Annotated in this window: 37 protein-coding genes; 1 reads left to right on the forward strand and 36 read right to left on the reverse strand. The window is 40.6% G+C overall.

The features are described 5' to 3' along the window. Positions 1-7: 7 nt before the first annotated feature. The 26 genes from DWX96_RS03900 to DWX96_RS14870 form a co-directional block, all read right to left on the reverse strand. Complete coding sequence (locus tag DWX96_RS03900) at positions 8-241, reverse strand: hypothetical protein (RefSeq protein ID WP_118082951.1); 234 nt, start codon at positions 239-241, stop codon at positions 8-10. Then, positions 241-453, reverse strand: coding sequence for a hypothetical protein (locus tag DWX96_RS03905; RefSeq protein WP_006772671.1), 213 nt, complete (start codon positions 451-453; stop codon positions 241-243). The genes DWX96_RS03900 and DWX96_RS03905 overlap by 1 nt, the downstream gene beginning before the upstream one ends. 9 nt (positions 454-462) lie before the next feature. Then, on the reverse strand, positions 463-1,011 hold the full coding sequence (locus DWX96_RS03910) for a hypothetical protein (RefSeq protein WP_117469773.1): 549 nt from the start codon (positions 1,009-1,011) through the stop codon (positions 463-465). Then, entirely contained in the window at positions 1,011-1,607 is a 597-nt protein-coding gene (locus DWX96_RS03915; protein WP_118082953.1) for a hypothetical protein, read from the reverse strand. Before DWX96_RS03915 ends, DWX96_RS03910 begins: the two co-directional genes overlap by 1 nt. Continuing rightward, complete coding sequence (locus tag DWX96_RS03920) at positions 1,600-1,761, reverse strand: hypothetical protein (RefSeq protein WP_003500587.1); 162 nt, start codon at positions 1,759-1,761, stop codon at positions 1,600-1,602. Before DWX96_RS03920 ends, DWX96_RS03915 begins: the two co-directional genes overlap by 8 nt. Before the next feature lie 111 nt (positions 1,762-1,872). Next, the gene (locus tag DWX96_RS03925) at positions 1,873-2,445 is read right to left on the reverse strand and encodes a cell wall hydrolase (RefSeq protein ID WP_118082955.1); all 573 of its coding nucleotides are present in this window, start codon (positions 2,443-2,445) and stop codon (positions 1,873-1,875) included. Positions 2,446-2,464: 19 nt separating this feature from the next. Next, positions 2,465-3,388 (reverse strand): DUF6353 family protein, encoded by a 924-nt coding sequence (locus tag DWX96_RS03930; RefSeq protein ID WP_118082957.1) that lies wholly within the window; start codon positions 3,386-3,388, stop codon positions 2,465-2,467. Position 3,389: 1 nt separating this feature from the next. Further along, complete coding sequence (locus DWX96_RS03935; RefSeq protein WP_006772676.1) at positions 3,390-3,650, reverse strand: DUF3310 domain-containing protein; 261 nt, start codon at positions 3,648-3,650, stop codon at positions 3,390-3,392. A gap of 11 nt (positions 3,651-3,661) precedes the next feature. After that, positions 3,662-4,261: a hypothetical protein gene (locus tag DWX96_RS03940; RefSeq protein WP_039891291.1), complete on the reverse strand. Its 600-nt coding sequence runs from the start codon at positions 4,259-4,261 to the stop codon at positions 3,662-3,664. Between the two features lie 14 nt (positions 4,262-4,275). After that, positions 4,276-4,467 carry a hypothetical protein gene (locus DWX96_RS03945; RefSeq protein ID WP_006772678.1) on the reverse strand — a complete coding sequence of 64 codons (192 nt, stop codon included), beginning with the start codon at positions 4,465-4,467 and terminating at the stop codon, positions 4,276-4,278. A gap of 80 nt (positions 4,468-4,547) precedes the next feature. Next, entirely contained in the window at positions 4,548-4,871 is a 324-nt protein-coding gene (locus DWX96_RS03950) for a hypothetical protein (RefSeq protein ID WP_006772679.1), read from the reverse strand. A 26-nt stretch (positions 4,872-4,897) separates the two neighbouring features. Beyond that, positions 4,898-5,656: a DUF6353 family protein gene (locus DWX96_RS03955; RefSeq protein WP_242988728.1), complete on the reverse strand. Its 759-nt coding sequence runs from the start codon at positions 5,654-5,656 to the stop codon at positions 4,898-4,900. A 63-nt stretch (positions 5,657-5,719) separates the two neighbouring features. After that, positions 5,720-6,505 carry a hypothetical protein gene (locus DWX96_RS03960; RefSeq protein ID WP_118082959.1) on the reverse strand — a complete coding sequence of 262 codons (786 nt, stop codon included), beginning with the start codon at positions 6,503-6,505 and terminating at the stop codon, positions 5,720-5,722. Between the two features lie 361 nt (positions 6,506-6,866). Beyond that, the gene (locus tag DWX96_RS14380) at positions 6,867-7,040 is read right to left on the reverse strand and encodes a hypothetical protein (RefSeq protein ID WP_015544740.1); all 174 of its coding nucleotides are present in this window, start codon (positions 7,038-7,040) and stop codon (positions 6,867-6,869) included. A gap of 52 nt (positions 7,041-7,092) precedes the next feature. Further along, positions 7,093-7,905, reverse strand: coding sequence for a DUF6353 family protein (locus DWX96_RS03970; protein ID WP_226970617.1), 813 nt, complete (start codon positions 7,903-7,905; stop codon positions 7,093-7,095). An 18-nt stretch (positions 7,906-7,923) separates the two neighbouring features. After that, positions 7,924-8,241: a hypothetical protein gene (locus DWX96_RS03975; RefSeq protein WP_054344782.1), complete on the reverse strand. Its 318-nt coding sequence runs from the start codon at positions 8,239-8,241 to the stop codon at positions 7,924-7,926. A gap of 164 nt (positions 8,242-8,405) precedes the next feature. After that, positions 8,406-8,624 (reverse strand): hypothetical protein, encoded by a 219-nt coding sequence (locus DWX96_RS03985; protein ID WP_054344783.1) that lies wholly within the window; start codon positions 8,622-8,624, stop codon positions 8,406-8,408. Positions 8,625-8,702: 78 nt separating this feature from the next. Beyond that, the gene (locus DWX96_RS03990; protein ID WP_118082961.1) at positions 8,703-8,924 is read right to left on the reverse strand and encodes a hypothetical protein; all 222 of its coding nucleotides are present in this window, start codon (positions 8,922-8,924) and stop codon (positions 8,703-8,705) included. Positions 8,925-9,399: 475 nt separating this feature from the next. Then, complete coding sequence (locus DWX96_RS04000) at positions 9,400-9,648, reverse strand: DNA-directed RNA polymerase I (protein WP_117469780.1); 249 nt, start codon at positions 9,646-9,648, stop codon at positions 9,400-9,402. A gap of 171 nt (positions 9,649-9,819) precedes the next feature. Next, on the reverse strand, positions 9,820-10,236 hold the full coding sequence (locus DWX96_RS04005) for a hypothetical protein (protein ID WP_118082963.1): 417 nt from the start codon (positions 10,234-10,236) through the stop codon (positions 9,820-9,822). Positions 10,237-10,285: 49 nt separating this feature from the next. After that, entirely contained in the window at positions 10,286-10,510 is a 225-nt protein-coding gene (locus tag DWX96_RS04010) for a beta-lactamase induction signal transducer protein (RefSeq protein ID WP_118042286.1), read from the reverse strand. 331 nt (positions 10,511-10,841) lie between these two features. Then, positions 10,842-11,048, reverse strand: a complete 207-nt coding sequence (locus tag DWX96_RS04015) for a hypothetical protein (RefSeq protein WP_054344786.1) — start codon at positions 11,046-11,048, stop codon at positions 10,842-10,844. Position 11,049: 1 nt separating this feature from the next. After that, entirely contained in the window at positions 11,050-11,469 is a 420-nt protein-coding gene (locus DWX96_RS04020) for a hypothetical protein (RefSeq protein ID WP_006772692.1), read from the reverse strand. Further along, positions 11,469-11,720, reverse strand: coding sequence for a hypothetical protein (locus DWX96_RS04025; protein WP_006772693.1), 252 nt, complete (start codon positions 11,718-11,720; stop codon positions 11,469-11,471). Before DWX96_RS04025 ends, DWX96_RS04020 begins: the two co-directional genes overlap by 1 nt. Positions 11,721-11,814: 94 nt before the next feature. Next, positions 11,815-11,979 carry a hypothetical protein gene (locus DWX96_RS14385; RefSeq protein WP_006772694.1) on the reverse strand — a complete coding sequence of 55 codons (165 nt, stop codon included), beginning with the start codon at positions 11,977-11,979 and terminating at the stop codon, positions 11,815-11,817. Between the two features lie 28 nt (positions 11,980-12,007). Then, a complete protein-coding gene (locus DWX96_RS14870; protein ID WP_118082965.1) occupies positions 12,008-12,322 on the reverse strand; it encodes a DUF6431 domain-containing protein in 315 nt (104 codons plus the stop codon). Between the two features lie 144 nt (positions 12,323-12,466). Here DWX96_RS14870 and DWX96_RS04035 point away from each other — a divergent pair, with 144 nt between their 5' ends. After that, positions 12,467-13,705, forward strand: coding sequence for a tyrosine-type recombinase/integrase (locus DWX96_RS04035; RefSeq protein WP_039891300.1), 1,239 nt, complete (start codon positions 12,467-12,469; stop codon positions 13,703-13,705). A gap of 202 nt (positions 13,706-13,907) precedes the next feature. Here the strand turns inward: DWX96_RS04035 and DWX96_RS04040 are convergent, their stop codons facing one another. From DWX96_RS04040 to DWX96_RS04085, 10 genes are all read right to left on the reverse strand, one after another. Next, entirely contained in the window at positions 13,908-14,507 is a 600-nt protein-coding gene (locus DWX96_RS04040) for a flavin reductase family protein (RefSeq protein ID WP_118056816.1), read from the reverse strand. 82 nt (positions 14,508-14,589) lie between these two features. Beyond that, positions 14,590-16,242, reverse strand: a complete 1,653-nt coding sequence (locus DWX96_RS04045) for a putative manganese-dependent inorganic diphosphatase (protein WP_118056817.1) — start codon at positions 16,240-16,242, stop codon at positions 14,590-14,592. Between the two features lie 24 nt (positions 16,243-16,266). Next, positions 16,267-17,061 carry a hypothetical protein gene (locus DWX96_RS04050; protein ID WP_022243136.1) on the reverse strand — a complete coding sequence of 265 codons (795 nt, stop codon included), beginning with the start codon at positions 17,059-17,061 and terminating at the stop codon, positions 16,267-16,269. Between the two features lie 53 nt (positions 17,062-17,114). After that, positions 17,115-17,861 (reverse strand): tRNA (guanosine(37)-N1)-methyltransferase TrmD, encoded by a 747-nt coding sequence (gene trmD / locus DWX96_RS04055; RefSeq protein WP_118056818.1) that lies wholly within the window; start codon positions 17,859-17,861, stop codon positions 17,115-17,117. Between the two features lie 8 nt (positions 17,862-17,869). Beyond that, the gene (rimM, locus tag DWX96_RS04060) at positions 17,870-18,415 is read right to left on the reverse strand and encodes a ribosome maturation factor RimM (protein WP_022243138.1); all 546 of its coding nucleotides are present in this window, start codon (positions 18,413-18,415) and stop codon (positions 17,870-17,872) included. A gap of 162 nt (positions 18,416-18,577) precedes the next feature. After that, on the reverse strand, positions 18,578-18,985 hold the full coding sequence (locus DWX96_RS04065) for a hypothetical protein (RefSeq protein WP_117840898.1): 408 nt from the start codon (positions 18,983-18,985) through the stop codon (positions 18,578-18,580). 93 nt (positions 18,986-19,078) lie between these two features. After that, positions 19,079-19,531: a transcriptional regulator NrdR gene (gene nrdR / locus DWX96_RS04070; protein ID WP_022243140.1), complete on the reverse strand. Its 453-nt coding sequence runs from the start codon at positions 19,529-19,531 to the stop codon at positions 19,079-19,081. 164 nt (positions 19,532-19,695) lie between these two features. Then, the gene (locus DWX96_RS04075) at positions 19,696-19,947 is read right to left on the reverse strand and encodes a YlmC/YmxH family sporulation protein (protein ID WP_022243141.1); all 252 of its coding nucleotides are present in this window, start codon (positions 19,945-19,947) and stop codon (positions 19,696-19,698) included. A gap of 61 nt (positions 19,948-20,008) precedes the next feature. Continuing rightward, the gene (ychF, locus tag DWX96_RS04080) at positions 20,009-21,109 is read right to left on the reverse strand and encodes a redox-regulated ATPase YchF (RefSeq protein ID WP_118056819.1); all 1,101 of its coding nucleotides are present in this window, start codon (positions 21,107-21,109) and stop codon (positions 20,009-20,011) included. A 186-nt stretch (positions 21,110-21,295) separates the two neighbouring features. After that, positions 21,296-21,754, reverse strand: coding sequence for a DUF6548 family protein (locus tag DWX96_RS04085; protein WP_117699077.1), 459 nt, complete (start codon positions 21,752-21,754; stop codon positions 21,296-21,298). Positions 21,755-21,764: the final 10 nt, after the last annotated feature.

The raw sequence follows: 21,764 nt of genomic DNA on the forward strand, positions 1-21,764 counted from the left end.
GCATTTTTTACTCTCCTTCCGGACGCTTAAGTTCCTCGATTTCCTTTTCCAGTTTTCTGATACGCAGTGCCTGGTCCTTCTGCTCGATTTTCATAACAACCAAGTTTGCAGTTGTCATGACAGCAAAGATTGTGAGCTGCTTATTGAAGCTCCGCTGTTTACTGACCGCTCTTGTAGCAACGTCCAATCTTTTCTCAGATGACCGTAAGCTGCTAAAAATATAAGTAAGCATTTCGCCCATTACTTTTTACCTCCTCTTAATCCGTTCATGAAGCTCTCAACAGTCTCAAACCGCCAATTTCCTTCGTTGTTGAACGTAAATATAAATTCCTGATGGTTCTTCTGACGGATGCGAATACTGTTCTTTCCGTTCTGGAACCAGGTTTCCACATTATCCCCAGCGTACTGCGGAAAATATAACTCGAACCACTTGTATACCTCACTATGGCTCATAACGCCCTCCTATCTGATATTGTCGAGATACCAGTTGGCCTGATACCAAATCTCGATATCTCTCATATCGTATCTGCAATGCTCGATTGTGAATAATCCACCCTTGCCATCCCGTCCGTAGTCACGATTCAGGAATCGCCGAATAACATCGATGGCATGAGCCTTGTCGAATTTGGAATCATCCATGGAACCCAACCCAAGGCTCACTATCATATCCCAAAACCACTGACCTGTCCGATTACCGATGTCAGGATCATCCATGATGTGCTCTTCTAAGCGTATAGCAAGGGCAATAATCATTTCTAAAACACTGCACGGACGATTATCCAAATAACTTGCAATCATACTATCCCGGTATCCTTGCTCGTTTCCGAATCTATATCGAAGATCGATCCCATCGTCATAGCGGTTGCCATCAAGAGCAATCGTATACGTAAAATCCGTATCATGAAGCAAAAATAACAACTTACGATACGACAAACCTCGCGAATATTCATCGTCGCATACGAGCTGGTACATCCAGTCAAAATATGCATTGTTCAGCTCATCCCGTGTCATCATACCTCCATCTGATGCGGCATATCTTCAACCACTTCAGAATAGGTCCTCTGATCAAGGAGAATTTCGTAATCACACTTTCTTGCGTCATTACGAACAAAGACAGAGTCGTCCTCATACTCTCCAAAATGATTCAAAGAATCAATTCCAACAGCATCTTCCACATCCTCAATTACTTCATCGTTTTCATCAGCCAGTACACCATCTGCATAGTAGGTAAGGCTGATCTGCTCATACTCTTCATCGTCACCAAACTGCTCCGGCGGAATCACATACGGACCGGCTTCAGAAACAGGCTTTTCTTCCTCGTCCGAACCGAAATCAGAATATCGGGTGTAACCCTCTTTTTTCAGACGTTCCGCATACTCTTTAAGATCTGGTTTTTCTTTGTCCGCATCTTTAATACCTTCAGCAACGGTTTTCTTTACGGACTGATCCTTTAATTCCTGCTCACGTCTTAAGAAAACCTCTTTTACAGAGTCAATTTCTTCCTGCGCAAGAGCTTCGTATTTATCTTTAAGCAGATACCATGTCACTATCGAACCAGTCACAGTGCCGACGATAAATGCCAAAGAAAACAGAGCTTTATTACTCATCTTCGTCCTCCTCGTTCTGAATTGTCATAACAGTGAGAGCAAGCCCACCAAAAAGTAAAGAGGCACTCAACAGAATGCCTCCTGTGATATGTCTTTTTCTCTTAGTATCCAGTATGTAATCCATCATGGATATAAAATTTCCAATGCCATCCATCAGTGATGCTCCTTTCCGCCCATAAGAACGGCTAGACCACTAACAAAGCAAATGCCAGCAAATGCTGAAAATGTTAATCCCATGAAACCTGTCATAGTTTAGGACTCCTTTCTATTCATAACTTGAAAAATAATGATTACCTACTTGAAACATTGGTGTTCCGTATTTTCCATATCCGCCAGCAGTGAAGAATATCGTATCCACATTGGTTCTGGATTGCAGTTCCTCTTCAACTAACTGGCAAATATCATCATCCACAAAACACTTATCGACTCTCCCATTCCACATGGATGAAAACTGATTTGCCTGATATATAACGCCATGCACTGTATCCGGGAAATATACAGAATCTACACGATTTAAGATGGTGTCGATCACTAATCGTTTTCCTTCCTCGCATTCGCCCTCAGCTTCTGCCATAGTTACAAGAGCGATTAGCTCAATATCTTCCTGCGGCAATAGCGTATCCTCCACATACTCTTCGATTTCAACTGCCGACACCGTTTCCTCTAAGGGTTGCTCAGAAATAATTACAATAGGATCAATAGGTTCAGCTTTTAAAGTCGGCTGCATTTCGATATACTCGTACTGATTTACCCGTTCTGCTGAGCAGACAAAACCTGTGCAAATAATCGCAAATACGCAAAGAGTAGGAAGGATTACCATACGAATACAATTTCGCATATGTATCCTCCTCACAAAATTAGATCAGATCGAGAATCGGTCCGTCTACATTGAACTCCATAAGAATAGCTTTCTCATAACCGCCATCCTCAGTTTCACGGTTGGTTTCCAGAATACCGAAATCAACGAAGTTGTCGCCGTTTTCATTTCCCTCCGGTTTATAAATCCAACCAACAGTCTGGCTCATCTTAGTACGCTTAATACCGAGCTGATCGTATACATCGCTAAGGAATAAATATCCATTAGCCTTGAGCTTGTCGTTTGCCAGATTCTGCTGAGAACGCAGATACATAAGGTTGTAATCCATATTGGATTCGTACGCCTCACAAGTATCGTCAAAGAAACGGGCATAATCGTTCGTAGAAGGTGCTGCTACATCTACGGTAGACTTCACCTTTTTCTCTTTACCACTGTCCGGATCAGTTACAGTTTCCTCAAATTTCTTTGCTTTGATGTTGTAGCGAAGTTCTTTATCAACCTCCGCGCCAAAGCGCTCAACCACCCGATTTCTGTACTCCTTGAAAGTCTTATCCACAGTTGCATAAGCGGCTGCCAGTGCTACATTTCTCTTCTTGAGAATATTGTGAGATGCAACAATACTTGCGATGGATAATGTTCCAAGAGCAACAGCAGGAGCATAGAGCTTAGCGACTTTTACACCAGCCTGTACATAAACGATAGTCAAATCTTTCTTTGCGTCATCCTTAGAATACTCCGCCGCCAGTTCCTCATTTTCAGCACATTTATGAATGGCATCAATATCTTTCTTGGACTTCTCCAATACGCTGTCCAACTTAGTTGTTGCATGGCAAGCCATAACGGCACTTGCAACAGTGCCAACAACACCAGCCACTACCAGAATCTCAGGGCTATGCTTCTTAAGTTTCACACTTACTTTGCTGAAGGTCGTGGAAACGTTCTTAATGATTTCTTCTTTCTTCATATCAGTTATTCTCCTCTTCAATTTTTTCTTTCTTCTCTAAATGATCGATCAAGTGCTGCGTGTACCACATGATCTTTTTCAAATCCTGAATGCCGTTTTTATTTTTCCAGCGGCACGCATACTTGATAATGTTACCAGTATCGGTCGCTTCGATACCTTTTAAATCGAAAGTGAATGCCTCAATAACATCGATCACTTCCAAACCTGTTTCTGACTGATAATGGCTCGGATGAGACACCATTTTATCATCTGATTCGTACATAAATATCCCTCCTAGTTCAACGGTAATGCCTTCGGAAGTTTAATCATGTATCCGTCTCTTACACGAATTACAGATGCATTCCGAATATCGGTCCAACCGTATTTATTGTCTGTATAGTTGCCAGAAACGCCAACCAGATCATAGAAGTCAGCGACACTAACTACCTGGTATGTAGCAATAAGCTCGTCCATTCTTTCCAAAACGTCTTCTGCTTCACCACGAGATTCCAGAATGATATCATCGTAATCGTATCCAGTTCGTGTTCTTGATACGTTTCCCGAATCTCGTCGATCCCGATCGTCATAATACTTACGGTAAGAAATCTTGGATGACGTTGACGATCTCCCACCTCTTGAGTTTCCGCTAACACCAAGGAATGCTCTGACAGCATCCAAGATAATGTCTTTTACGGCCGGAACCACGATATCTTCAAAAATATAGCTTTTTACATCATCTACGTCTTCCGGAACAAATACGTTTGTAATCTTCTGAAGACCATTCTTTTTCTTCGATTTGACAGAACCACTGACAACCTTTTCAACTCTTTTCTCCGGAATATCATCATTCTGGTTCTGTCGTGATTTATGGGAATTGGATTTGTATTCCTCCATCTCTAAATCTCCTTTCAATTAACCGTTACCACTTTTCCAGGGAGGGTTATCCTCGTACTTGGAATACGGTTTGTTTTCTTCTTAAACTGATACACCAGATTACTTCTGGCTTTCTTTTCGGATGCCGCGTATGTAGAACCCTGCCATCTATTTGCAACGCAGGTATCAAACTCCATAACCGGTCCATCATACATATACTGATTCATAGGACACCTCCCTTAAAAAGCAAAAGGGAAAGCACCCTGTTATAGGTACTCCCCCTCTGTCTGAATCATCGATTCAATTCTTATTCAGAATCCTCTTCTGTCTCTTCATCGATATCCGTAAACTCTCCGTCGACGATATCGCCCTTCGGCTGAGTTACAACCGTCTTACGATTCTCACGCCAGTTCTTGAATTTTGCTGTGGCCGGAACGACTACAAATTTGTAGGTTAATGCACCTGCAATCATAGCCAATCCGATAGTTGTTGCTTTCTTCATACCGCCGTTAGAAGCCGCCTTCACGATCTCCTCAGTAGTTGTTTCGATAACCTCTTCGTTGTTGTTCATGATTTCGTTGTTCTCCATAATATGTTCTCCTTTCAGATTTGAAATATGTGGTTCTTCCATAATAGTGTTTGTAAATTCTGCGAACCTTACATTAAGCCACGGAAGTCATACCTCGGACCATAGCCATAATCAATAACCAGACAAGGTGTTCCATCCGTAGCAAGCTGGGAACTAAATCTCAGATCGATATATCCATTATCAATATTCCAGCCAAGATCATCGCCAAGCTTAATAGGCTCTAATCCGACCTCATAATAGAAATCATTAAGTGAAATATACATTTCATCTCGCATTTGACGATTTAATTCATTCTCAGCCTTTTTTAATTTGTCGATGTCCGATTTAAAATATCTTCCGGATACAGCATCGAAACATAAGGTATCGCCTTTTGCTGTGACGATAACTTCTTTGTTTTCAACTGGATTTTTCTCAAGACGTTCCTTAGCAACGGCATCCCTCACAGTCTGTTCCTTTTTCTCGCCGATTGTTTCTACCACTTTTTTCTGATAATCTCTCAATGTCGATTCGGAAATGGTATACGCTGCTGTCAGTGCTGCATTTCTTCTGGCATTAACAGAACTTGCTCCGATAAGACAAGCTACTGATACTGTTCCAGTAACTGCCGCTGGAATATAGCATTTCCAAGCAGTTTTAACGACATCCATCGGCTCCAGTTTATTTGCGTGCTGACGTCGCTTTTCCTCATCCAATAATTGGATTGCTTTAGGAGTAGCTCGTACAGCCATTACGGTAGTCGTAACCATTCCAGCAATTCCAACTCCTGTGAGGATTTCAGGACTATGTTTTACTGTAGCTGTTTTTACACTTCTACAGATCTTAGTCAAATTAGGTTTCTGCATTTCAGTCTATCCTCCATAAAATATAAACGGGGCACAAGGCCCCGCGATTTATCTAACCAACCAGAATTCCGGACGAACTCCATATGAGGTCGAAGCGTCGTAGTAGTTCGTATTGCCATTGCTGAACACACCGGCAAAGAAAGCCGAAGAAAATTCCTTTTTAGTAGCATTGCGGAGCCAGCCGAACTCACAATCGTTTTTGTAATAAGCAACGCGGTTTCTTCTCTGTTTCATAAGAGGAAGCTGCTCATCGCCATCCGCTTCGATGTGATCTCGATCCCATTTATCGGCCCAGCCACAAATCTCTCCGAGAGTCGGGATTGATAAACCGGTCATTCTCTGCTTAAGAACCGCAGGGAACATATTGTACAGCTCGCTATCGATCCACTTTTTCAGATCGGACTGAGAATATCCGCCAGCATTGCCACCATCTTCATTCATCGGGCGTTTGGCAACATAATCGTCGAAAATGAATAGCACCTTATTGTTCGTAACTTTCTGAACTGTTGCTGTAAAGTTTCCGAGCTTTCCTAAAGGAACCATCATTTTATCGCCAACTTTAATGTCTGCTGGAAGGATAGAATACGGATTATGTACCGTATCTCTAAATAAATTCAAGGTCGCCTCAACATCAGCTCTGCAATAGCGAACTGTATCGCCAATATCAAATGTCGGAAATAACGGTCCCAAATCAATCGCATAACAACCCTCTGATTTTCCCTTTTCGTCAAGATCGATGTACTTTCTATACATCCTCTCTACCGTCGGAACATCGATGCCTCTTTTGGTTAAGTTGATAATTTCTTCTCCTAATGTCATTTCTCTTGTACACATAGTACGTTCTCCTTTCAGAATATAAAATTTTTATTTGGTAACTACGAAATTAGCAGGTCAATAATCCACTCAAGCATATCTTTCGCACAAGAAAAAACATAACTTGTTCGTGGATTCACACATGAATATGAATCACATTCATCTCGAAATGATTCAATCACGATCAGCGGTGGTATCTCTGGGTGTTTGCAGAGTCGTATTAACACTTCTCTTCCAGCCCATCTCATATAACTCGCCTGCTCAAAGTTATATCCACGCTGAACCACGGGCATTGTTGCGATAGCATAACGTACAGTATAAATGGCTCTTTCAGTCGGCGATTCCATTTGTCTCCTCCAAAAGAAAAAGCGAAAGAGCCTTGTTAGGACTCCTCCGCTTCATCTTTGTCTCTCCGGGCAAGTGCTTCACTGACCTTTTCTTCAATTTTCTCGTCCATTTTCTGTTCATTCACCCAATCGGTAATAAGGTTTACGCCTACACCAATCACGGTTGCTGCTACTCCAATAGCCTTAATCCATTTACTTTTATTGCTCATAATGACACTCTCCTTTCATAATACAGCTTGTAATTTCTGCGAATGACCAGATTTATTCAGAATCCCAGCCGGCATCCGGAACCCAATCCATATCGATAACCAATACTTCAAGTCCATCATCCAGTGTTACTTTGGAATGGTTAAAATCGATCCAGTATATTCCTGTATCAATACTCCATCCAACCGTATCTCCCCCTTCTAAAGGCTCAAGACCAAGCAGTTGATAAAAATGATTCGCCGGTAAATATCCGCTGATGACAAAATCACGGTTCAAATGATATTCCGCCTGAATAACTCTGTTGATGGAACTTTCGAAATATCGATTGGAATAGGCATCGTAGAATAACCTTTCGTCATTCGGATCATGCTCATCAAAATCAAGTGAACTGTTTCTAACTAATCCAGTTGAAGTAATATACACGTCCTTAGCCTTTTCCGCTGCGATAGCATCAACTATCTTCTGGTGAGCCTCTTCGCCGTACAATTCCTTTAGCTTATCCTTATAGTTGTTATAGGAATCATTCAGCAACGCATAAGCGCTGGTAAGTGCTGCCTGTTGGCGTTTACTCAACACATTGGCACCGAAGATGCAGAATATCGTTGCCGTACCGCTAATTGCTGCCGGAATATAGCAGACCCATGCTGATTTAACAGCTTCAAGTTTGCTATAAGCCTCTGGATCACCGTCGTGATTTGTCTTACTATCCGCTCTGATTTTACGAAGAGCTTTTGGTGTCGCACGTACAGCTAATACCGACGTTACGATAACCCCAGCCGCACCAAGACCAGACAATATTGTCGGTGATGCTTTTCTCAGATAGATTTTCGACCTCTGAGCGAGTCTTTGAAGATTTGGTTTCTTCATCATGTTCTCCTTTCGTTTTTATTTCATAGCATGTAATAAATCCAGGACATCTGTGGATATGTCCGCTGCTACTGAAAACATAAAATTGTTATCCGGATTGATTTTTGAAAACTGATTCATTATTCGCCGGAAGTCACCAACAAATGTGATGAAATCTTCAACCGATCCAGATTTCTTTGGATAAAGTCTACCGACGATGTATCTTTTCAACTCATCAATAGCCCATACCGAATAGCTCGATTTTTCAAGCTCTTTCTTCCATTTCCAACCTAATGGAAACCACGCATCCATCTGATACGTATCGCATAACAATAAGTCAAGTTGTTCGATAGACATCTGCTCTCTCCTTTTTGCAAAAAATAAAAGAGAAACAGGATGGACTCGAACCATCGACTTCGGGACTTTGATCGTCTCGCGCTCTCCCAACTGAGCTACTGTCTCTCATAATATGCCTTGTAAATTTTGCGAAGTAAAAGAGGCGTTGTATGCGCCCCTCTCAGTTAATTTAAACCAACGCTCTTTAAGATGCTCATCAGCTCATCTTTATCGAGTTCTGCATCTACATCCAAGTGAAGATGAGTCTTCCCATCGTTTACAGTAGTAATAGCCTCGTTCAACTGAATATCAATGTTGTATCCAGTCTTCTTGCGTATTACCATCTTTATTGCTTTAGAAATGATTCCTCTTGTGAATTTCGATACTATTCTCATTTCATCCATGCTCCTTTTACTCCTTTCAAAGCCTCAGTTTTTCATAAAAGAAACTGCGATTTTAGCGAAAAAAAGAAAGAGCCCTTGTTAGGACTCCTCTTTTGATTCATCAAGTGAAATAATATCCTGTAATATACAGTTCACTTCATTGTATAGTGTATAAAATTCCTCAGCATTTCGAGCGTGTTTTGCTCTTACTGCTGGTGTTTTTGATTTATCACCAACAATATCGCACGCATTTTCATAACACTCTTTCAATCCACGAATGTAGTTATTCACTATACGAACCGCTTCTTCATATTTATCCATATCTATCACACTCCTTTCTCCATAAAAGGAATTGTAAAAATCGCTAAATATCTCGCCGGTCAAAGCAAGTTTCCCATCGTTGGCGCTGTATTGGTTTCATTTTTAACGCCCACATTATTTGTCTTATAGTGACAGTTGGATATAATCCGTCCGTACACTCTCCGGATCGGCTGTCGAAATATTCCTTAAATTTTGGATGTAAATATAAAGAGTCTGTCAGCCATGAATCGACCTCTGTCCAATATGTACTTTTTGTATCGGCACTAAATCGCTGTTGGATCACCGCCAGCCCTTTATCGCCTATCGTGAATAATGTGCAGCGATCATATACAGGATGATTACAAATATAAAGCTCACCATACATCGATAAATAGATGTCTGGCTTTTGGTAATGGTACCGCATTTCTATCTCCTCATAGCAAAAAGAAAAGAGCCTTAGATTTCTCTAAGACCCTCTCCTACTTAGCTTATGTTTTTAATCGTCTGAATCTTCCTCGGAATCATCATTTGCAATGCCCAATACTTCTTCTCTGGTTGGGTATAAGTTCTCATATTCTTCATTGCCTTCACGGCCGTAATCATCTAAATCTATACTGTGGCCGCAGTGGGGACACACCAGTGTATCTTCCCACTCATCCTCGAACTCCATTAAATGCCCACACTCATGACAGATATACTCTCTGCTGAACATTGCTTTAATCTGCTCCTCGTTAAAAATACTCATAGCTAAATATCTCCTTTCGTACTGTCCAGCCCCTATACATATAGTATACAAGCTGTTGTCTGTAGTTCAAGAGATAAAGCTTTATTCTCTCATAATAGCCCTTGCATTTTTCACGAGAAAAACGAAGAGGACATGCATTACACACGTCCCCAACGTTTCAGAATTTCCTCTCTACTTCTTCGTAGGTCTAAAACGGTTGATTAACCCTTTGAATGTTGAAGATGTGAAGGTTCCAGTTTCTTCAAACTTAAATCCTTTATTCATCCAGATGCCGTAACACATCAACGGAATCAATAATTCTGCCGCTGCAATACCAACTCTGAAATATCGATCCTTAATCTGCTCTGCGATTTGCCGTTCTTTGAAGTCATTATCTTTCGTAACGGACTCTCCATCCATCATACGCCGATTGTACTTCTCATCAGCATCCCACACGCTCTTGTTCTCTTCGATTCTCAGCTTATAAAGCTTCGTCAGATCATCAATCGCTGTTGATTTCTCTTTGCTTCCGGACTGCAAATCAGATAAAGCCTTAATCTGTGCTGCAATCTCCTCACTTAATAATCCATCAACGTTTTTCTCTTCCATTTCGTTCTCCTTTCAAATAATTATTAGGTTCATTCCATAATAGAGAGTGTTATTTGTGCGAAATATAATTTTTAAGCTCCACTCGCAGACGTACGTAACGCTGCTTGTAAATTGCATCTGCGCCAGATCGATCTAATTCAAGAAATAAATAAGGTCCGCTATCTGGATCTGATTCATCGACCCTAAGCGAACCTACTGGCTTTTCTCTAAATATAAATCGTGACAGTAACACCCCAACCATTATTCCGATCAGTAATCCAATCACTAAGCTCACTTCTACTCCTCCTTCCAAAAAGTTTTTCTAAAAATTACCACCAGGCAATTTCTCAAATATCAAAATAGCATGTTTTACGGTAACCTACGTACGGTATCTAACCTAGGATAAAAAGAAAGAGCCATTGCTGGCTCAATCTTTGTTACGATAAGACTTGTAACTAACTCTTCGATTTCTTTGTTCGTTTTTAAGATCATTTGTTACGGTAAACATCCCTACTATAAAAAGTAATACCCCACTTTCAAAAGCGATCAATACCGACAACAAATAAATGATAACGTTCTTTAAATTAGACATAGTAGTCACTCTCCTTTCATAAAGGGAGTTGTAATTATTGCGTATTCTCACCCTCATACACCGTCTTCTTCCTAAGATCAGACCAGGTAATGTAGCGATCTTTCTTGCATACCGGGCAAAAGAATTTGCTAATCTTTCCGCCGATATCCTCAAATTCTTTGCTCTCGCCCTCAAGTCTGCTCTGGCAGTTCGGACAGTTAAACCGGTATACCTTCTTCACAGCTCTATCAACAATCTTCATATCATTTCCGCTCCTTGTTAAGTAACCAGAAGAATCGTCTGTACAATTCGTAGTAGACATCCTTACAACATGGAATTTCTAATCTAGCTTTAAGAATGTCATAAGACCATCCCTCTGTTACAGCTTTTAAAATATACTCTGCCAGTTCTCGATCAGTCTGCTCTGCAACCCTCTCGACCATATCCGTACGTTCGGAATAATATGTCTTAGCCATAGCGCATTTTGCAGTTGGATCACCAAGTGTACTGGTGATCACGAATGATGCTGAATCTTTTGGTGGATTAGCATACCCGTCAAGAACCGAATAAGCTTTTCTCCAGATCGGATACTGAAGACAAAAATGCTTCAATTCGTAATAACGGTGTTTTTCTATCCAATAAGGATTCTTTTCAGATAGCTCCGGACGTATTGTTGTTCCCATTAGCGCTTCTCCCCTTTCCACACATAACCAGTCTCCTCGTACAAGCGCTTCGGTGAAATATAAAAATTGATACGTCCGTACTTAGAATTCATGTCCTCAATTTTTGTCACTAACTGACCATTCCTTGTGGCTTTTCCGATTGGCAACCATCCAGATATAATACCGGCCCTAACCCATGACGCGTCTTTGCCGTAAATTCGTGCCGCAACCATTACCGGAACCGAGCCAGTTGCAAATTCATTTTCATTCATTGGCTGCTACCTCCTTTCAACGGCTATTCTAGGTTAGGAACAGCATTTAGTAAAAACAACCTCGGTGGATATGAGCAAAAAGAAAGAGGCTTTGCTAAGCCCCTGTTCTCATTTTGTTAAACCGTAGTTTCTGTAACCGAATACGCATTACAGTCAATTCCTTTCCGATGTTTTCCTGCTGACGATAATCCTTACTTCTCAAAAGCATATCCTCGAAAAATCGAATTTTATTCAGCAGATGTCTTTCTTCTACACTCATATCGCACCTCCGTAAATATGTATTCTATTCATAAAAGCAGTTGCGATTTATGCGCCTTCCAACGTATCATAGTCATCTCACATGGATAATCTTCATATCCAAAAGTCTCGCAAGTGATCAGTCCCTCTATAACACCGGCTATTATTTCCGATTCGTATTGCTTGTATGGGTAAATATAATCTGGGAGATACCGATGTATACATCTGCATTCGGAGCATTGATACCTCGGAACATTCACCCATTTGCTCACACGACCTTTCGTCCGTACAATTCTTCTAACTTTGTCATAGTATTTCAATTTTCCACCGCAGTCCTGGCAGGTTGATGTATTGTTACTGATCATATACCTAACCCTTTCTATCCTAGGTTAAAATATAAAAATTTAGTGTAGGAGTTGACAATTCCTACACTATGATATATGATTACTAACGATAAATCAACAATCCAACATAAAATCTCGGTTCATTATCATGAGGAGGGATTTAATATGCTGATACAATGCCCGGAGTGCGACTTACAGGTAAGCGATAAAGCAAATACCTGTCCGCATTGTGGATACCCGCTGAAACCAGACGCAAAGCCCAAATCGTCTCGTAAACCAAATAAGCGCAGGCGGCTTCCAAACGGTTTCGGTCAAATAAGTGAGATTAAAGGTAGAAATTTAAGGAACCCTTTCCGTGCAATGGTTACGGTTGGAAAGGACAAGAATGGCAAACCAATATGTAAGCCGTTGAAACCTGAGTCATACTTTCCAACATACAATGATGCATACACAGCTCTTGTGGAATTTAATAAGAATCCGTATGACCTGGAACCGTCTATCACAGTCAAGGAACTGTACGACAAATGGACACCAGAATATTTCAAGACTCTGAAGAGCGACGACAGCGCCAGAGCTACTACATCGGCTTGGCAATACTGCTCTGCTGTTTACGATATGCGAGTCATGGATGTTCGAGCAAGGCACATAAAAGGCTGCATGGAAGAAGGTGTTGCTACCGTAAGAGGCCAAGAGCAGACACCAAGCGCATCAATGAAGAATAAGATAAAGACGCTCTTCAATCAGATGCTCGACTATGCTGTTGAATACGAACTTGTAGATCGGAACTATTCGAGAACATTCAAGCTTACAGACGATACCATTAAAGAAATACAGACTGTCAAGAAAGAACACATTCCATTCTCTGATGATGAGATGGCTCTTCTGTGGAAGAATCTCGGACATAAATATGGGATTGAGTTCATGATTATTCAATGCTATTCTGGATGGAGACCCCAGGAGTTAGGTCTGATAGAATTAGCAGATGTTGATTTATCGAACTGGACATTTAAAGGTGGAATTAAAACCGATGCTGGTGAAAACAGAGTTGTACCGATTCATCCTCGGATAAGGGACTTGGTTTCTAAATCATACGAAGAGGCTGATCAACTTGGGAGCAAATATCTTTTCAATTATACAGATGAAGATCGCCGCGGTAAGAATACCAAGTTGACATACAATCGGTATAGCAAAATATTCAATCGCATTCGGGACGAGCTTAAACTCAACCCGGATCATAGACCTCACGACGGCAGAAAGCATTTCGTAACCAAATGCAAAGATGCTAAAGTCGATGAATACGCTATCAAATATATGGTCGGACATAAGATTTCAGATATCACCGAAAAGGTGTATACAGCCAGAGAATTTGAATGGCTCAGAACTGAAATAGAAAAAATAAAATGACTTGTATTTGACGCTCAAATATAGGAATAGCGGTATAGGAGTAGTGCAGGAATAATGTATGAATTACCTACATTTTCCCACTTTTTACTACTCTTAACCGCTTCATAATTCCTTGATTTTACTGGATTTTCTCGGTATAAGCCACCTAACAAGTTTCTATCTTATTCTTTTCTATTTTTTCTTTTCTTATTTTGTTTCTTTCCTATTTTGCTTTTTTCTTTCTGCCATTCTTTGAAGGCTTCTGCTTCTTTACGCTGTAACCAAAGCTTCCAAGCTTCTTACCCAGCAGAAAATATTCTCCATGGGAATAAGTCACCAGCCCGCTCTGATTCAGTTCGAATTTACCTTTTTCATTCATATAGGAATCATCAACGGTAACGCCTACTACATCTGCCAGAAACATATCATGGCTTCCAAGATGTAATATCTGGCTTACCCTGCAGGCAATGTTTACCGGACTTTCTGCAATTCCCGGTGCCGATACCTGCGGAAGGTTCAGTGGTGTCAGATGCATGGCATCAAACTTGTCAACGTCACGTCCGGATTTTACGCCACAATAATCCGTGGCACAGACCAGATCCTTCGTCACAAGATTTACAACAAATTCGCCGGTTTCCGCGATTATTCCATGGGAATATCGTTCCGGGCGGACAGATATGGAAAGCATTGGCGGATTCGTACATACCGTCCCTGCCCACGCTACCGTAATAATATTCGGTTTTTCTGTCGGTCTCTGGCAGCTTACCATCACTGCTGGAACCGGATATAACATATTACCCGGCTTCCATGTTTCTTTCGCCATTTCAATTCTCCTGTATAAGTTGTTATCTTATTTCTGTCTCTGATATAGGCATTTATACCTGCTATCATCCTGCCGTAAGCATTTACGCTTGCTGCAATCCTGCCATTAATGCCGGAATCATCTGTTTCTTACGGGATACTACTCCCTTTAAGTAAAAACTGCCTGATTCATCCGGCTCTCCAAAGCACTCCTTTAAAAGGCTGCCTGCCTGTGCTCCGGCATAGATTACTTCCGAATTCTCATCCAGAATGTCCGTCAGCATCACAAATACGGCATCCAGTTTCTGCTCTCCCAATGCAATTTCCAGATATGGCTGCAGCTTCTTCTTCGCCATGCCAAGCTGCACGTCACTCATGGCACTAAGCTGTGCTACACCAAAATCAAATTCATCGGTATGGAAGGTTTTAAAATCCTGATAAAACAGTTCTTCTGTTGTCTTTTTCTTAAAATCACTGCCGGCTTCAAACATCTTCTTGGCCAGCTCTTCAATATCTACTTCTGCAATCTTCGCCAGCGCTTCTGCTGCTGCCCGATCCATCTGTGTACAGGTCGGTGAACGGAACATCAAGGTATCTGAAATAATTGCTGCCAAAAGAATTCCGGCTGTCTTTTTATCAATGATTGCTCCCTTTTCCTGATACATCTGATAAATAATCGTTGAAGTACAGCCCAATGGCTGGTTCCGGAAAAATACCGGAGCAATCGTCTCAAGGCTGCCCAGTCGGTGATGGTCAATAATTTCTAAGATTTCTGCATCTTCGATTCCATCTACTGCCTGGGATTTTTCATTATGGTCAACAAGGATCACCTGTTTTTTCTGTAAATTTAAAAGATTTCGTCTGGAAAACATACCGACATATTTTCCATTCTCATCCAGTACCGGAAAATCACGATGACGCACTTTAGACATAGTCTCTTTCACATCATCCACATAATCCTCTAATTCGAATGTAATCAGATGCTCCTTTTTCATAATATATTTAATCGGCATACTCTGATTAATCAAACGCGCCACGGTAAATGTGTCATATGGTGTGCTGATAAGCATACAGTCTTTCTCTTCTGCAAGCTGCACAATGGTCTTTGTAATCTTCGCTCCGGAACAGACAATCACACAGCTTGCATTCATTTCCAATGCACAGAACTGTGATTCATAACGGTCTCCTAAGATAACCATATCGTCATCTTCAATATACTGCTCCATCATATCCGGTGTGGTAGCCGCAACAACAACCTTACCTTTTATGAAGTAACCATGCTCATTTCCTGTTACAAGAGTTCCATTTAAAGTTTCAACAATATTCTTATACTGCGTCCGGGCAGTTGCAAGAATCCGGTTGTCCAATACATCCATATAGGATTTTGCAATATCACTGGTAACAATCATTCCCTGCAGATTGTTCTCATTGTCAGTAATCGGCAATGACACGACATCTAAATTCTTCATCAGCTCCCATGCCCGTTTAATGGAAATGTGACTGCTGACACCCTCCGTTCTACGATATTCAATATCCTTAATCTGTGCACCGACATCTGTTACCAGTTCCGGTTCCGGTACATCAAAAAATTTTAGGACATACTTCGTCTCTTCGTTCATATGTCCTGCTCTTTTCGGTATAAAAATACCGTCCTCTGTTTGATTTTTTAAATCTGCATAGGCAATCGCCGCACAAATAGAATCTGTGTCCGGATTCTTATGTCCAATTACCCATGTCTTTCTCTTTCCCTGTGTCATATAATTCCTCGTTTTAACTACTGCTTAAAAATTAAATACTCCAAGAGAATAAAGAATAAATGCCACCAATACTACAAAATTGATAACAGAAAACCAGGTTAAGCATTTTGCATAACCTTTTACGGTATTCAAGCTCTTCTCTAAAGTATCATTTTCCTCTAACTTAACGGTAAGCTCTTTGATTAAGTCCTGCATATTGCGGTAGCACTTTACATCTTCGGTATGTATTTTCTCAGCCAGTTCCAGTTTCATGCTGTCTAACTGCTGGGAAATTTCCTGTAAAGATGCCTGCATCTGTGCAGTCTGTTCTGCGGTTCTTCCGGTGGAATCACTTACGTCTGCTGCAATCTTTTCAGACAGTGCATTCAATTTTTCTTCTACACGGTTAATCATTTCTTCCATCTGACCGTGTACTCCGGTAAGAAGAACATCTGCTTCTGATTTACGTGCATTTAAAACATGCTGCAGTTCTTTTGCTTTTTCTTCTCTTTCATCTACGATATTCTGTAATTCCTGCACTTTGTCTTCTTTTGTAACAAGCAAAGCCTGAAGCTGTTTTGCTTTCTCACGGAATTCATCAATCTGCTTTAATAAGAAATCTTCCTTATCCATTCCTTTATCCACCTTACTGTTTGTCCTCTCTGACCTGTTATGCTGTTCGTTTTCTTTTAACGAAGGGGCTGCCTTTCTGGTCTCCGTATTTCTTATCTGTACCTTCTGTTGTGTCACCGGCTCTTTTCTGCTCCGGTCCGGCGTCCCATAACTCTTCGCATTTTTACGGTAAAACATCGTTTTCAGCACATCAAAAAAGCTTTTCACTACCGTCTTCCTCCTGCGGAATCTCTTCCATTCCTATTACTGCTAGACACATTCTAGCATTTACCCTGTGATTTGTCCAGCAAATGCTCAACCATTGCTTTCTCCTTTGCTGTCAAATCTGCATCTGCCAGCAAATCCGGTCTTCGTTCCATGGTTCTTTTAATGGATTGTTCTCTCCTCCATGCTTCTACCTTTGCATGGTCTCCGGAAAGTAAAATAGCTGGAACTTTCTTTCCCATCCAGTCTTCCGGTCTGCTATACTGCGGATATTCCAATAAATTTCCTTCAAAGGATTCTGTGGTTCCGGATTCATCATTTGCCAGTACGCCAGGCACCATACGGGATATCGCATCCACCATGACCATTGCCGGAAGTTCTCCTCCTGTCAGCACATAATCTCCAATCGACACATAATCCGTCACAATTTCTTCTAACACACGTTCATCGATGCCCTCATAATGCCCACAAAGCAATACCAGGTCTTCTTCCTTCGCATAATCCTTTGCCATTTCCTGCTGAAACGTATTGCCCTGAGGTGTAAGATATACTGTTCTTGGCTTTCTTCCAATCTTCTGCGCCACTGCCTGCCACGCATCATAAATCGGCTGTGCCTGCATTACCATCCCGGCTCCGCCACCATACGGATAATCATCTACTTTTTTATGACGGTCTAACGTATAATCCCGGATGTTAATTGTTTCTATATTTAAAAGTCCTTTGCCAACTGCTCTTCCGATGATACTGGTATTCAGTCCCCGTTCTACCATATCCGGAAATAATGTTAATATATGAAAATTCATTTTGCTACCTACTTCTTATTAATATCACGAAGCCCATTTAAAAGGTGTACCGTAATGGTGCCTTCCTCTATATTGACATTTTTTACACAATCCTTAATTGCCGGAAGTAAAATATCATCTTCCCCATCTTTATGTAATACATAAATGTCATTTGCACCGGTCTGAAGTACATCCTTTACTTCACCTAAATCTTCTCCGTCATCTCCGACTGCCTTTAAGCCAATCAAATCAGCCACGAAATATTCATTCGGAGCCAGCTTTACAGCATTTTCCCTTGTTACATAAAGCCCTCTGCTCTTATACTTCTCTACATCATTTATATTATCAAATTCTTTGAATTTTAATATTACCAGATTTTTAAAGAAGCGCGCCTGTGTAACCTGAAGCTCCATCGGTTCTTTTCCAGTATCCAAAAATACCTGCTTCAGCTTTTTAAAACGCATGACATCATCTGTTGTCGGATATACCTTCACTTCGCCACGCACACCATGTGTATTGGTAAGTACTCCTACCTGCAGCATTTCTTCCTTCCAGTCTTCCTGCACTTTCTTCATATTCTATCCTCTTTCTCTTATACTTCCCGTTCTTCAGACAAGCCTGAATTTAATTATACAAAAGAAGCATAACTGCCGCAAGTAAAAAAGGTAAGATTCTTAAGAATTCTTAGGAATCTTACCTTCTAACGGTCTCTTACTTTTTTATAATCAAAATTGCTCTTATAAATTAAAGTTTTCTACATTTCGCACTTTTGCAGTATCCGTTGCAGTAATCTGCCGGATTCCGCTCTGTTCAATGTTCTCTCCCACAAAGAACTGATACTGCTGCAGTACCTGATCTTTGTGCATATCGGATAATGCCTTCTCAACATCCAGGCTATGTATATCACTTTCAGAACCTTTCATCTCGTAGGTACGATCCGGCTGGTACTGTGCTGCATAATCTGCTGCCCCAAAATCCTGTTCTCTTCGTACCGGAGTCTCTAAGGTATCCTTCTGCTGCTGTTCAGATGCACCGGCATCTGCTGCCGTCTTAACAACCGGTGTATCTTCTACTGCATTCCGGATATTCTGTATGCTGTTGTAATCGTAAAATCCCGCATTGGGACGAATTCCTGAAATATTCATAACGATCACGTTCCTCACATCATAATTATCTGCTACTAATTTTATCGGATAAATTCAACCAAAATTAACCCTTTTCTCCAAAAAGATTTTCTTTTATTTATCCAGCATTTTCTTTAACTCATTCATAAAGGTATTTACATCCTTAAATTCACGATATACAGATGCAAAACGAACATACGCCACTGCATCTAAATCTTTAATCTTATCCATCAGAATCTCACCAATTACGGTACTTGGGATTTCCTTTTCTTCCCGATTAAAAATCTCTGTCTCCACTTCATCAACCAGTCTGGTTATCTGCTCCACGGATACCGGTCTCTTATGGCAGGCACGAAGTACACCTGCTTCAATCTTGGAACGGTCATACTGCTCTCTGCAGTTATCCTTTTTTATTACAATCAATGGAATTGTCTCAACTTTTTCATAAGTTGTGAAACGTTTTCCACAATCGTCACATAATCTTCTCCGGCGAATGGAGTTATTGTCATCTGCCGGTCTCGAATCAATTACTCTGGTATTTTCACTGCTGCAAAATGGGCACTTCATCTTTTTTCTCCTATTCTAAAAGCTACGCAAAACATGCTTTGTGAATTTTACGTAAATAATACCGTTTTTCCATCACCAAACGTTCATAAAGAACTGCTGATATCAGCTTTTACAAATATTGGTCGTACTATTTTTAGTATAACTTTCTCGTATTCTTATGTCAACTAACTTTTCACATCTTCTACACAGACATCTACCAGAATAATATCCGGTCCAATCCGCACAACACGTTTCCATGGAATAATATATTCGCATGCCGGACAAAAAATACAGAAAAATTTTCCCGGCGCAGCTACAACCAGTGCACAGATTCTTCCATTGCACTCATCCAGTTCCAAATCCACCACATTTCCCAGGCAGCAACAGTCTGCAATATTAATCACCTGCTTTTCACACAATTCACAATAGCGTATCATGTGCCTGCCCCACTGTGCCTTTTCTTCTATTTATACTATGCCGGATTTTTCAAAAGGTTCCTTATACGTTGAAACGGAATAAAATAATATCGCCATCCTGAACAACGTAATCTTTTCCTTCCAATCTTACCAGTCCCTTTTCTTTTGCTGCTGTCATGCTTCCACACTCAATCAGATGGTCATAGGATACCACCTCTGCACGTATAAATCCACGCTCGAAGTCGGTATGAATCTTTCCTGCCGCCTGCGGTGCCTTGGTTCCCTTGGTAATAGTCCATGCTCTTGTCTCATCTTCTCCTGATGTAAGGTAGCTGATAAGTCCTAACAATTTATAGCTTGCTGCAATCAGTTTCTCAAGTCCGGATTCTTTTAATCCAAGGTCCTCTAAGAACATTGCTTTTTCATCATCATCTAATTCCGCAATTTCCTGTTCAATCTGTGCGCAGATAACAAATACTTCACTGTTTTCTGCGGCTGCCTGTTCTCTTACTCTTGCAACATGTGGATTGTCTGCGCCATCATCTGCAAGGTCATCCTCACTTACATTTGCTGCATAGATAACCGGTTTTGCAGTTAATAAATTATAAGATGCAAACCATGCCTGCTCGTCCTCATCATCACTCAACGGATAAGTCTTTGCCATCTTTCCTTCTTCCAGATGTGCCTTTAAGGATTTCAAAAGTGCCTCTTCTTTTGCAAGTGTCTTGTCCATTCTTGCCTGCTTGGTAACTTTTGCAATTCTTCTTTCCAAGATTTCAATATCAGAAAAGATAAGCTCTAAATTAATGGTCTCAATATCACGAACCGGGTCAATGCTTCCGTCTACATGGACTACGTTGGTATCTTCAAAACAACGTACAACATGAACGATGGCATCTACTTCACGAATATTGGCAAGGAACTGGTTTCCAAGTCCCTCTCCTTTGCTGGCTCCTTTTACAAGTCCTGCAATATCTACAAATTCAATGACTGCCGGTGTTACTTTCTTGGAATGATACATCTCGCCTAACACCCTCAGACGGTTATCCGGTACGGTTACGATTCCAACATTCGGGTCAATGGTACAAAACGGATAATTGGCTGATTCTGCGCCTGCTTTGGTCAGTGAATTAAATAATGTACTTTTTCCTACATTTGGTAAACCTACAATTCCTAATTTCATGATTTATATTTCTCCTTTGAAAAGTATTGTTTTTGCTGTATTAAAAACTTTCATACAATAACATATAGTGTACCACACGAAAGAAAAAATGTACATTTCTAATTTCTTATACCAGTTTGCCACCAGGCAGCATGATTAAAAACAGCACCTGTCATATTTCAATGGATGTTTCCATAACTAGAGCAATCATAACAGCATCTTTACACCGACAATAATTAAAATTATAACTGACACTATAATCAGGATTTTTCTCTCTGTCCAAAAATTGTCTGTTTTTCTAGTACTTTCAAATGTCACATTTTCTCTTCTATTTACGGGCATATTAGAATTTATCTGTTGTTGCAATAATTGATGTTTCACGGATAGCGGATCTTTTGCATCCATAATCTGTTGGTAAAACCATCTAAGCCACACTATATCTGCATCATCATATTCCACATTTCCTTCATGAACCAACTGATTTCTTTTCCATCTAAGTTCCTTGAGTTTTTTATATGTACTTGTCCATAGATGAATTTTCGCCTGAATCACCCTGTTTGTTTGTTCCATATCCTCGATATACCTTGATATACCATGATTTGTTGCATAAATCTCATTGCATAATTTTTCCAAATGAATATACTCATCTAAAAATTGATTATCCACTTCGTCTCTC

It is taken from the genome of Roseburia sp. AF22-2LB (assembly GCF_003461125.1).
GTDB lineage: Bacteria > Bacillota > Clostridia > Lachnospirales > Lachnospiraceae > Roseburia_C > Roseburia_C amylophila.